This window comes from Shewanella sp. W3-18-1 (assembly GCF_000015185.1).
Classification (GTDB): Bacteria; Pseudomonadota; Gammaproteobacteria; order Enterobacterales; family Shewanellaceae; genus Shewanella; species Shewanella putrefaciens.
The window spans coordinates 808,712-821,129 of sequence record NC_008750.1 but is presented as its reverse complement, the minus strand read 5'-3'; the positions used below and the strand labels follow the sequence as shown (position 1 = coordinate 821,129).

7 protein-coding genes are annotated in these 12,418 nt (G+C 41.2%); 4 read left to right on the top strand and 3 right to left on the bottom strand.

Annotation, left to right across the window (positions count from 1 at the left end; genetic code table 11):
- The first annotated feature begins 32 nt into the window (after positions 1–32).
- The 4 genes from SPUTW3181_RS03815 to SPUTW3181_RS03800 all read left to right on the top strand — a co-directional run bounded on the left by SPUTW3181_RS03815 (position 33) and on the right by SPUTW3181_RS03800 (position 7,280).
- Positions 33–2,351, top strand: coding sequence for an AAA family ATPase (locus tag SPUTW3181_RS03815; protein WP_011788116.1), 2,319 nt, complete (start codon positions 33–35; stop codon positions 2,349–2,351).
- The gene (locus SPUTW3181_RS03810) at positions 2,341–4,476 is read left to right on the top strand and encodes a UvrD-helicase domain-containing protein (RefSeq protein WP_011788115.1); all 2,136 of its coding nucleotides are present in this window, start codon (positions 2,341–2,343) and stop codon (positions 4,474–4,476) included. Before SPUTW3181_RS03815 ends, SPUTW3181_RS03810 begins: the two co-directional genes overlap by 11 nt.
- A 275-nt stretch (positions 4,477–4,751) precedes the next feature.
- Positions 4,752–6,362, top strand: coding sequence for an IS1634-like element ISSpu7 family transposase (locus SPUTW3181_RS03805; RefSeq protein WP_011787758.1), 1,611 nt, complete (start codon positions 4,752–4,754; stop codon positions 6,360–6,362).
- 495 nt (positions 6,363–6,857) lie between these two features.
- The gene (locus tag SPUTW3181_RS03800; RefSeq protein ID WP_227498156.1) at positions 6,858–7,280 is read left to right on the top strand and encodes an Imm26 family immunity protein; all 423 of its coding nucleotides are present in this window, start codon (positions 6,858–6,860) and stop codon (positions 7,278–7,280) included.
- A gap of 405 nt (positions 7,281–7,685) precedes the next feature.
- On the opposite strand, the gene gcvP is transcribed toward SPUTW3181_RS03800, so the two are convergent.
- The 3 genes from gcvP to gcvT form a co-directional block, all read right to left on the bottom strand.
- Positions 7,686–10,574, bottom strand: a complete 2,889-nt coding sequence (gcvP, locus tag SPUTW3181_RS03795; protein WP_011788113.1) for an aminomethyl-transferring glycine dehydrogenase — start codon at positions 10,572–10,574, stop codon at positions 7,686–7,688.
- A gap of 122 nt (positions 10,575–10,696) precedes the next feature.
- Positions 10,697–11,086 (bottom strand): glycine cleavage system protein GcvH, encoded by a 390-nt coding sequence (gene gcvH / locus SPUTW3181_RS03790; RefSeq protein WP_011788112.1) that lies wholly within the window; start codon positions 11,084–11,086, stop codon positions 10,697–10,699.
- A 25-nt stretch (positions 11,087–11,111) separates the two neighbouring features.
- Complete coding sequence (gcvT, locus tag SPUTW3181_RS03785) at positions 11,112–12,206, bottom strand: glycine cleavage system aminomethyltransferase GcvT (RefSeq protein WP_011788111.1); 1,095 nt, start codon at positions 12,204–12,206, stop codon at positions 11,112–11,114.
- Positions 12,207–12,418: the final 212 nt, after the last annotated feature.

Genomic DNA, 12,418 nt, shown 5'->3' with positions numbered 1-12,418 from the left:
TTTATTAAAAATATATTGAAGAGGCAAATACCGTGTATTTAGAAAGTCTAACTATAAAAAATTACCGAAAATTTAGCTCTACAGATAATACTATATGCTTCGTAAAGCCGAAGCCCATCGATAAGAGAACTGAAGAAGAACAACCGAAGCCAGTGATATCGCCCTCTACAACCTTAATCATTGGTAAAAATAATGCTGGTAAAACTACGGTAGTTAATGCATTAACAATGCTATGTCAGAATAAGCAGCCATCAACCTCAGATTTTAATCTCTCTTATCTAAACGAATTATTCAATAAATACATAAGAAAATTTGAAGCTGATGAAAGCACAAAATTCGAACACCTAGAAACTCCTAATTTAGAATTTACATTAATTATTAAAATTGACTTCAATGATCAAGATCTAATGACTCATCTTGCACCTTTTATATCAATTAGTGAAATAGATAATGGTGAAGCGATTAGCATACGTATCATGGTTAAAATATCACTTGCCGAAGAGTCAACATTTAAAGAAGAAGTTAGAAATATTTTTAAAGCAACCGATTCAAATGGAAATAAGCTGTCGGATAATCAGCGTAGAGATAAATTCTATGCGCTACTTTCGAAAGCGACTAGTGTGATTAAAAATGAAGGAAATCTTTACAAAGTTGATTTTATTGATTGCATTGGTAATGTTGCAGAAAAGTTTTCCATTAATCATCTGATAAGTGTTAAAGAAATCAAAGCCAACCGTCATCTTAAAGAAAATGTGTTAAGCACTGTTTTTAGTAAGATAGTTGAATTTCAGTTCAACAATGATGCAAGTTCTCGCTCAAATTTGGAGGCTAGCGTTCAAGATATAAATCAAGTTATATCTAACAATGTAGGTTCTAAAAGTACCGAAATATCTAAAGTATTAGGTGAAGTTGAAAGTCGTAACAAAGTTGATATGGATCTTTCAGGTAATGTTACTTATTCGACGCTAATTAAAGGACTAATTAAATATAATTTTATGGATGGTGATGATTACATTCCTGAAGATCAATTTGGCTTAGGTTATATCAATCTTTTAAATATTATCGGGGAGATTATCCACTTCGTTGATAGTTATGAAGATAAAAGTCATTTAAGTCACATTAATTTACTTTTTATTGAAGAACCAGAAGCATTTATGCATCCTCAAATGCAAGAATTCTTCATAAAGCGTATTGATAATGCGGTAATGAAAGCACTTGAAATCGCAAATAAATCTTCAAAATTAGCAAAAACATTACAATGCCAGATTGTTATCACTACTCATTCATCTCATATCGTCAACAGTAAGATCCACAGTAGCAATACTTTCAACAATCTTAATTACTTAACCACAATAAACAAATGTACAAAAGCTATTAATCTTACGGATAATACCATAGTACCTTTTGATAATATTGATTCAACAAAAGATCTTAACTTCATAAAAAAACATATAAAATATAAAGTTTCAGAGTTATTCTTCTCTGATGCCATTATATTTGTTGAGGGAATTACCGAAGAGACTTTACTAAATTATTTTTTGGAAAAGCATCCAATTCTTAGTAACTATTACATTTCGGTATTCAACATAAATGGTGCTCACGGTAAATTGTATCTACCTCTGGCTGAAAAGCTTAGTGTTCCCAGCTTAATTGTGACTGATTTGGATATTAAGCGCGAAGAGTGCGAGAAAGGCATAAAGCATAAAAATAATAAATCATGTAGTATATGTGGTCAAAGACCTAAAGATGGCGATAACCCATATATAGAAGGAACTGAACCAAAGTACGTTCAAATTACTAACCTTAAAGGGCGCACAACAACTAATTCGACGATTAAAGAGTTAAACTTTAGGCTTAACGGCATATCAGAAAAAGCCGATTTTCTTGATGGCATAAAATTTATAGAAGGAACTAATTTTTATGTTGTTTTCCAAAAAGACCCTATTGAAGAACAGTACGCAACTAGTTTAGAAGAAGCTTTAATCTTAACCAATTATCAAAATGATATGATCAATGAAGTAATTAGACAATGCAAGCCAGAAATATATGCTGATATTATAAATGATGGAGGAAATGAATCACGAAAAAATATACTCAATAACTCTTATAAACTACAAAATAAACTTTCAGACAGTAAAAGTGAGTTTTCCAATAAGTTACTTTTTAGTTTGCTCTCCTCAGAAAATAGCGACCTTTCACCAAACTTACCCAAGTACTTAAATGATGGTTTAGATTGGTTAGCTACTAAGCTACAAACTAATGATAGCGCTTTATCTATGCCTATTAATGCCAATGCCGAAGTACTAAGTGGTATAATTGAGGATCTGGAGGCAATTGATCATGACGCATAATGAAATTGCTGAGCTAGAGGTACAGAAAGCTATAAATAATAGTATTGATAATTTTAAAAGCTTTCGTTTCAATGCTGGAGCTGGAGCTGGTAAAACTTATGCACTAATAGAAACTCTGAGATATGTCACAACCAATAAAATAGTGACTACCAAAAGCCCACAAAAAGTAGCATGTATTACCTATACTAATGTAGCAGTGAATGAAATAAAAAGTCGATTGGGAAATTCAGATATTGTACAAGTTTCAACTATTCATGAAAGATTATGGGATATAATAAAAAATGCTCAGCCTGAGCTATTGATATGTCATAAAGAAAAAATCATATCTGTTTTAGACCAACATAATAATGAATTAAATAACATTAATAACAAAAACACAAAAACCTTTGCAAAATTAACTACCGAAGAAAAACTAGAGTTCATTTCACTTGCAATAAAAACTAAAGACTTGTTCTATAAATCAGAAAAGTTAAATGCGACAGCATTTAGGGATTATTACAAAAAAAATATTGAAGAGAATAAATACAAACTTTTAGATATACATCTAAAAAACATAGAAAACTTTAAAAAAATCGTCAAGATTATTTATAAAATTGAAAAATTAGAAGCCTGTTTGGAAAGAATTTCCACAGGTATAGAAAATCGTGTAAATTATGACAGCAAGGTAAACTTGGATAGACTTCATTACATGAAGTTTAGCCATGATACACTTCTTGAGTATGGATTAAAGTTAATTAATACCTACCCTACTTTATGCCGCATCATTATTGATACCTATCCTTATATATTCATTGATGAATATCAGGATACACATTGTAATGTAATTAGTTTTTTTAAAACCATCAATGAATATGCTAATAAAAAAAATAAAAAATGGATGGTAGGATATTTTGGAGATACAGCACAGAATATTTATAATGATGGAGTTGGTCGAAAAATTGAAGAACTTCATAGCGGGCTGATTAATATCCAAAAAATATTCAATCGTCGTTCGCATCAGCAGATCATTGATATTGCCAATAAAATTCGTGCCGACAATATAGTTCAAAAACCTATCTTTGAAAAACGAAATGAAGGCTCAGTAAAATTTTATTACCATGACTCAGAAAACAAGCAGACAATTGCTCAACAATTCTTATCTGAGTATCAAACTGATCTTTTTAATGTCGATAGTGAAACAGAAGTAATAAATACTGAAAGTAAAAAAATTCATTGCTTGGTATTAACAAACAAACTGATGGCAAGTTTTAATGGTTTTGGTGATGTTTATGATATATATCAAAATTCATCAATTTATTTCGAAAATCTAAATACTCAAGTGTTATCCCAGCAATTAGAAAAGTTACATCCAACAATTTTAACGATCTACTATCTGATTAGTCTTTACCAAGACTTACAGAAGAGAACGGTATCCTACTTCGATATTTTTGGATCATCAAGTAAAAATCTAACTTTCGCGAAGGCAAGTTTGATCATACAAGAATTAGAAACAGATAAACTGACATCATTAGGTGACTGGATAGATTTGATTACTGATCGGCTTAAAAATAGTACAGCTAAAGAGACTCTATCTAAAATATTAATAAATCGAGTTCATTATGAACAAGATAAGGTTACTTCATCTGATATATTCCGCGACACGTTGATGAGTAGGATTAATAGTTTAATGAGTGATGATTCTGAGGAAGATGATAAAGCAAAAGAAAAAATATTAAGTATTTTAAATCTACCAATCAAGTCATTAGTAAACTGGGTTAATTTTATAGATGGTATTGAAGCTGATGATATTAGTTATCATACGTATCATGGCACTAAGGGGGAAGAGTATAATAATGTTGCCATCATCCTTGAACATAGCTTTGGTAATAAGAATAGAGATAAGTTTAAAGATTATTTTCTAGTTTTACAGCAAAGCACGGAAGAAACACAATTCTTATTTACAGACCCTGTTGAGGAAGAAAAGCATATTAATACGCAAAATTTGCTTTATGTTGCTTGCTCTAGAGCAATAAAAAATCTCAGAGTACTGTACTTAGATGATATATCGGAAATACAAGAGGGTATTAAGTCTATTTTTGGCGAGTTACAAGCTTGGCCCGTAGTTGAAAATCGAAAACCTGCGTGATTTTTATGCATGAAAAATAGGGTAGACATTACGCGTCACTCAACGGTTACACCAGAACTGGCATTGTTGCACCAGTGACCTTCTAAAACATGGATGTTTTAGTAGAGCCTACAAGGATGTATTTACAGCGTGTCACTGGTGTAACCGTCATTCCGCAGCTAATTCCAGAATTTAAATAGTGTGATCTGGCGATCAGCTTTTCATAAAAACTACGACACCATCTTGACCGCGATCGACAGTTTTGATCTATTACTGCTATTTGACGGTCTCAAAATATGTCTACCCATCCTGTTATTAAACGCTTAGATCACCTTGGTCTCATTGCCGCCTTTTGTCACGAAATTGGCCTGCCACGGATGATAGATGCCGTTATCCCAAAATATTCTGACCACAATGTTTCTCATGGTGACGCGGTATTGGCCATGCTCCTAAATGGACTTGGCTTTCATAGCAGAACACTGCACATGTTCTCGGACTTTTTTAAGACCAAGCCTGTATCTAAGCTACTCGCCAAAGACATTGAAGCACACCACCTGACTGATGATGTACTAGGCCGCACATTAGATGCTCTATACGAAGCCGATGTCTCAGCGCTCTATCAGGTTATTGCTGAGCGTGTTGTTGATAAACTGGGCTTGACGACCGATTCTGTTCATCTTGATATCACTAGCTTCCACGTTGATGGTGAGTATGCACAAGATGAAAACACCAACGTGATTAAGCTTGTAAGAGGTTATAGTCGGGATCATAGGCCAGAGCTTAACCAAGTCGTGCTTGAACTCATCTGTGAAAACCAAGCAGGTATTCCTGTTTACATGCAAGCACTGAGTGGTAACACCAATGATGCCAAGGCATTCGCTGAAGTCACTAAAAGACACATACATTGCCTAAAAGCCGCGCAAAATAGTCGTTACTTTATCGCTGATGCCGCTTTGTACACCGAAGAAAGCATCTCCTCGCTAGATGAGCAAAATCAAAAATTCATTACCCGTGTCCCCATGACCATCAAGCTCGCAAAACAAGCACTACTTGCGCTAGAGCCAGAGCAATTAAGCACTATCGGTCATGGCTACTCAGGATGTTGGATAGACTCGGATTACGGAAAGGTCAATCAACGTTGGTTGCTCGTTCACAGTGAACAGGCCACCAAGCGGGAAGAAATCACTTTCTTCAAGAACTTAGAGAAAAACATAGCAAAAGAAATCAAAGCGTTGGAAAAGCTAAGTAAAAAACCATTCGCTTGTGAAGTTGACGCAGAATTAGCGTTTAACGATTTCAAGAAACAATGTGACTTACTTGGGTTTGAACAAGGCACTCTCATCAAACAGCCGACTTACTCTCATTCGGGCCGCCCAAAGACAGATGAAGCACCGACAGGATACCAATACTTTATCGAAGCCGCCCCCTTCACCGACCTAGAAAAAGTAAAACTGGCTAAGCTCAAAGTAGGCATGTTTATCCTCGCGACGAATGACACCGACAATGAAGCACTCACCATGGCGGCTCTTCTAGCACATTACAAATCGCAACAAAAAGTCGAGCGCGGCTTCCGTTTTCTAAAAAGCCCTGAGTTTTTAACCTCTTCCATCTTCTTGAAAAAGCCTGAGCGCATTGAAGCGTTGCTAATGATAATGACGTTGAGCTTGCTTGTTTACGCTAGTTTAGAACACAAAATCAGAGAACAACTCGCACAAACCGAAGCGTTCTTCCCAAGTATGGTAAAGAACAAGACGACCTCCAGACCGACGGCACGTTGGGTCTTCTTGCAATTCGAAGGCATAGATACGCTAGAGATTAACGGCCAAAGGTTCATCACTGGACTTCAAGATCACCAAACACAACTACTCAAATTACTCGGTAGATTCTATGAGGTAGTTTATTCCTAAATTAGCTGCGGAATGTCGGGTGTAACAGTGCGAAAGCCTGCGGCAGGCAATTAGGAAATGCCCTAACATGAAGCCACTGCAAAGCCCATTCGCAGCACACCATTCGACAGAAACAATTCTTCTGAAACCCATTCAGCTAAACACAACTAAACCTCAAATTGCAGGCAATAAAAAAGCGAACCGCTAAGGGTTCGCTTTTCATCAAACGTTAGACCTGAATAACGTAACTATCCAGCCCTTACTCGTAGTCTTCCATCGGCGCACAACTACACATTAGGTTGCGGTCGCCGTAAACGTCATCAATACAATTCACGGTTGGCCAGAATTTGTTAGCGATTTAAGATGGATACTCGCGATTTAAAGTGGGTGGCACGATTTACTGCACGATTTAATTTAAGATCGGTGACACAATTTAACTAAAGTAGAATGTTATGATTGAGGTGATAAGATACTGAGTCATGATCTTTCTATTCTAAAAGGTAAAATATTGTGAAAATGAGATATCAAGAAGGTGATATTTTTATTATTCCTACAGAGGGCAAATTTGCCATCTGCCAAATTGTTTTTGCCCCAAAAGGGAAGTTTAAGCAAGTCATAGGTTTCTGCGTCCTATTTTTACAGGATAATAAAGTTTTTAAAAGTGATGACGTACTTCGCCCTCTTCCTATCATGGATATGGGGAAAGAGATGAAAGTTATATTTACTGGGAATCAAAATGTAAAAAATGGTTCTTGGGAGATAATTGGACATGCAGACCTGACCGAAGATAAAGACGAGTTAAGGATCTTTAATTACGCAGGAGGGCTATATAAGGGAGAGGAAGAAATTAAACGAATCCCTGTCTCTGAGTATAATAACTATACCTCAATGGAGGTGTATGGTTTCGAGCTTGTTAATAGCTTATTGGCAAGCCTGTAACACCTCCGTTTTATCAGCCAGCGTCTCGTATTTGGAATATATCAGAACAAGCATAACTCTGTACTAAACCGTTACACCAGAATAGGCATTGTTGCACCAGTGACCTTTTAAAACATAGGTCTTTTAGTAGAGCCTACAGGGACGACTAATGTTTACATTATGGGCGGCGTGTCACTGGTGTAGCGAATATAAGAGCCTGCAGCAGGCAACAAAAAAGCGACCTTTCGGTCGCTTTTTTATGCTTCAAATTCGCTGAAGCCAACTACATCATAATTGCGTTGCTGGCGAAGCTAATGCAAGGCGGATTGAAAGCTTTCGCGCGGAGTTGACTGGTGTCAAACTCTCTATTTCGAGCTATGCGAAAGCCTCATTCAACGCCGCAGTAGCTAGCCTAAGCAGCAATTATTACTCGTAGTCTGATAATGGTGCACACGAACACATCAAGTTGCGGTCGCCGTAAACATCATCAATACGATTCACGGTTGGCCAGAACTTGTTAGTGCGCACTGCTGCACTTGGGAACACGGCCACTTCGCGGCTGTATGGACGCGTATCGAACTCTGGGTCCATAATATCGGCCATAGTGTGCGGTGCGTTGTGCAGCGGGTTGTTGTCCGCTGGCCATTCGCCCGATTCCACTTTGGCGATTTCAGCGCGGATTGACACCATAGCGTCGATGAAACGATCGAGTTCCACCTTAGACTCAGATTCCGTTGGCTCAATCATCAGGGTTCCCGCAACCGGGAAGCTCATGGTTGGCGCGTGGAAACCGTAGTCATTCAAACGCTTAGCGATATCCATTTCGGTCACGCCTGAGGCTTCTTTCAGTGGACGTAGGTCGATAATACATTCGTGCGCGACGCGATCGTTACGGCCACGGAACAATACTGGGTAGTGTTCCGACAGCTTCTTCATCACATAGTTAGCATTTAACAGCGCAGTTTGGGTCGACTTTTTAAGACCGTTTGAACCAAGCAGCTTAATGTACATCCAGCTTATTGGCAGAATGCCAGCACTACCGTAAGGTGCAGCCGATACGGCGCCGTTGTTGTCGCTCACGCGGCCCGGTTTCACCACAACGTGACCCGCAACGAATGGGGCTAAGTGTGATTTCACACCTATTGGGCCCATACCTGGACCACCGCCGCCGTGTGGAATCGCGAAGGTTTTGTGCAGGTTAAGGTGTGATACGTCGGCACCGATAAAGCCAGGAGACGTTAAGCCGACCTGTGCGTTCATATTGGCGCCATCTAAGTACACTTGACCACCGTGCTGATGCACTATGTCGCAGATTTCGCGGATAGATTCTTCATACACACCGTGGGTCGATGGGTAAGTAATCATAATGCAAGACAGGTTTTCGGCCACTTCGGCAGCTTTCGTCTTCAGATCTTCTAAATCGACGTTACCTTGCTTATCGCACGCCGTCACCACCACTTGCATACCGGCTAATTGTGCCGATGCAGGGTTAGTACCGTGAGCAGATTGCGGGATTAAACAGATGTTTCTGTGCGCATCGCCACGTGACTCATGGTATTTCTTGATGGCTAACAAGCCAGCGTATTCGCCTTGCGCACCAGAGTTAGGTTGGATACACACGGCATCGTAACCCGTTACATTCACTAACCATGAAGACAGTTCTTCGATCAGCTGAGTGTAACCTTTGGCTTGATCCAGTGGGCAGAAGGGGTGCATGTTGGCAAATTCTGGCCAGCTTACGGGGATCATTTCAACCGCTGCGTTTAACTTCATGGTGCATGAGCCCAATGAAATCATCGAGTAGTTCAGAGCTAAGTCTTTACTTTCGAGACGCTTGATATAACGCATCATCTCGGTTTCGCTTTGGTAGCGATTAAAGGTTGGGTGGCTTAAAATCGCATCTTGGCGCACGAGTGCAGCAGGAATCGATTGGCTACCTTGGGCGACGATTTGCGCGTCTAACGCGGCAACATCTAAACCATGGCCGGCACCTAAAATTACATCGAACAGGGCGTCGATATCGGTGCGCAGTGTCGTTTCATCTAAGCTCACGCCCACAGTGCCATCGGCATCAAAACGTAGGTTCATTTCAGCGGCCAGTGCGCGCGCATTCACGGCAGCAACATCTAAGCCTTTGATGCTGAGGGTATCGAACCAAGTGCTGTTGACTAAGCTCACACCCTTCGCTTGTAAACCGGCCGCTAAAATATCGGCGAAACGGTGAATACGTGAAGCGATAGTTTTCAGGCCATCAGGGCCGTGGAATACGGCGTAGAAAGACGCCATGTTCGCTAACAGAATTTGTGCAGTACAAATATTTGAGTTGGCTTTTTCGCGGCGGATATGTTGCTCGCGAGTTTGCATCGCCATACGCAGTGCACGGTTACCACGGGCGTCTTTTGACACACCAATGATACGGCCAGGCATAGAGCGTTTATGTTCGTCACGGGCCACGAAGAAGGCAGCGTGTGGACCACCAAAGCCCATTGGCACGCCAAAACGCTGCGCACTACCGAAGACCACATCGGCGCCCATAGCGCCCGGTGATTTCAGTAACACTAACGACATGATGTCAGCAGCCACAGTTACAATCACATTCTTGGCGCGCAATTCGGCGAATAATTCAGTGAAGTCAGTGATTTGACCGAAACGGTTAGTATATTGGAACAAGGCACCAAACAGCTCATGGTTAACGGCCTCAGATGCAGGGCCTACCACCACTTCAAAACCAAAACACTCAGCGCGGGTTTTCACTACGTCTAAGGTTTGCGGGAACACATCATCGGCAACGAAGAAGATATTGGCTTTTTTCGCTTTAGAAACCCGCTTGGCCAGCGCCATCGCTTCGGCAGCCGCGGTTGCTTCGTCAAGCAGTGACGCTGAAGCCAAATCTAATCCGGTTAAATCCATCGACACTTGTTGGAAGTTTAGAATGGCTTCTAAACGGCCTTGGGCGATCTCTGGCTGATAGGGCGTGTAAGCCGTGTACCAACCTGGATTTTCTAAGACGTTACGCAAAATCACATTCGGGACTTGGGTACCGTAGTAACCCATACCAATGTAGCTTTTGAAGACTTGATTTTGTTTCGCTAAACCACGAATGTAAGCAATGCCTTCGGCTTCGCCGCAGGAATCACCAATGCTCAACTCTTGGCTTAAACGGATCGACTCAGGCACGATTTGCGCGGTCAAATCATCCAGTGACTCGGCACCAACATAGTTCAGCATGGCTTGCTGTTGACTGCTATCAGGGCCGATATGACGACGTAGGAATAAATCGTGCTGTTCTAACTGAGTGAGGGTTTGCTTGGTCATGTTAAACCTTGTTCCAGATTTGCCGTAACTCAGGACTGTAGGGTACTGATTAACGGGCTATTGTTATGTCAAACTTGTGCTAAAACAAACGAAGCCCCTAAGGGCTTCGTTAGCGTCGACGATTATTCTTCGTCGATAACAGCTTGGTAACCTTCTGCATCGAGCAGTGCGTCAACTTCTGTTTCATCAGAAGGCATTACGCGGAAGAACCAGCCTTCGCCGTAAGCGTCGCTGTTAACGAGTTCTGGAGAATCTTCCAGCGCTTCGTTCACGGCAATCACTTCGCCAGAAATGGGGGCATAAATGTCAGACGCCGCTTTTACTGATTCAGCTACGGCACAGTCATCACCCGCCGTCACAGTGTCGCCCACTTCTGGGAGTTCAACGAAAACCATATCACCTAACAGCTCTTGGGCGTGCTCAGTGATACCAACTGTGTAGCTACCGTCTTCTTCCTTGCGGATCCATTCGTGTGAAGAGGCGTATTTCAGTTCTGTCGGAATATTGCTCATTGTTCTTGGTCCTTGTTCCGTTTTTTTAAAATGCTTGTTTACCGTTGCGCACAAAGTTTGGCGCCACAACTCTAACAGCCACACGTTTTTTACGCATTTCGACTTCTGCCGTATCCCCAATCTGGTTAGGAACACGCGCCATCGCAATAGAATAGCCCAATGTTGGCGAGAAAGTCCCGCTGGTGATCACGCCTTGGTGCTCAACACCCGCTGCATCGGTGAAAAATACTGGCATATCATGGCGTAACACGCCCTTTTCTTCCATCACTAGACCGACTAATTTGTCGGTTCCGGCATCGCGCAGGGCTTCAAGCGCCTTGCGGCCGATAAAGTCACGGTCGGTTGGTTCCCATGCGATGGTCCAGCCCATGTTGGCGGCCAATGGGTTGATGGTTTCGTCCATATCTAGGCCGTAGAGGTTCATACCGGCTTCGAGACGTAGCGTGTCACGGGCACCTAAACCACAAGGTTTAACCCCTTGATCTAACAATGCTTGCCACAAGGCTTGGGCTTCATCTTCTGGGACGATAATTTCGTAGCCCGCTTCACCTGTGTAACCTGTGGTCGCAATAAATAGCGAGCCAGCTTGCTTACCGAAGAATGGCTTCATACCTTCGATGGCGGCGTTTTGGTCTGCGCTGAATACGGCGGCGGCTTTGGCTTTTGCATTCGGGCCTTGAACAGCGATCATCGCCAGTTCAGGGCGCTCAGTCACAGTGATATCAAAACCTTGGGATTGCTTGGCGATCCACGCTAAATCTTTTTCGCGGGTCGCGCTGTTGACGACAACGCGGTAGAAAGTGTCGGTGAGGTAGTAAGTAATGAGGTCGTCGATGATGCCGGCATTTTCATCTAACATGCCACTGTATAAGGCTTTACCTGGCACTTTAAGTCTAGCCACATCGTTTGCGAGCAACTTACGCAGGAATGCACACGCGTCGGTTCCGATCACATCAACCACAGTCATGTGGGAAACGTCGAACATACCTGCATCTTGGCGTACTGCGTGGTGTTCTTCGATTTGGGAGCCATAGTTGAGGGGCATATCCCAACCGTGGAAGTCGACCATCTTAGCGTTTGATTCTAAGTGCTTGTTAAACAGAATAGTTTTATTAGCCATTGTTATCCCTTTTGTGCGGCCTTTTTCAGGTCTCTGCCTAGTGTAGGGTGTAGATACTAGGGTCTAAAATGCGGCGAAATTATACCTTGCGTCACAAATTTGTATACAGGATATTTTTCTAATCCGAAGCCAATGTCATTAGATTTTCTCATCTTCAACATGTAATTTTTTTACATGCAAAAACCAGATTTGCGCAGCTTGCAGCCAAATTG

Bases quoted from the DNA above. Each gene is read 5' to 3' on its own strand.
- SPUTW3181_RS03800 (WP_227498156.1), top strand. From the start codon at position 6,858: ATGAGATATCAAGAAGGTGATATTTTTATTATTCCTACAGAGGGCAAA.
- gcvT (WP_011788111.1), bottom strand. From the start codon at position 12,206: ATGGCTAATAAAACTATTCTGTTTAACAAGCACTTAGAATCAAACGCT.
- SPUTW3181_RS03805 (WP_011787758.1), top strand. From the start codon at position 4,752: ATGTCTACCCATCCTGTTATTAAACGCTTAGATCACCTTGGTCTCATT.
- gcvH (WP_011788112.1), bottom strand. From the start codon at position 11,086: ATGAGCAATATTCCGACAGAACTGAAATACGCCTCTTCACACGAATGG.
- SPUTW3181_RS03810 (WP_011788115.1), top strand. From the start codon at position 2,341: ATGACGCATAATGAAATTGCTGAGCTAGAGGTACAGAAAGCTATAAAT.
- gcvP (WP_011788113.1), bottom strand. From the start codon at position 10,574: ATGACCAAGCAAACCCTCACTCAGTTAGAACAGCACGATTTATTCCTA.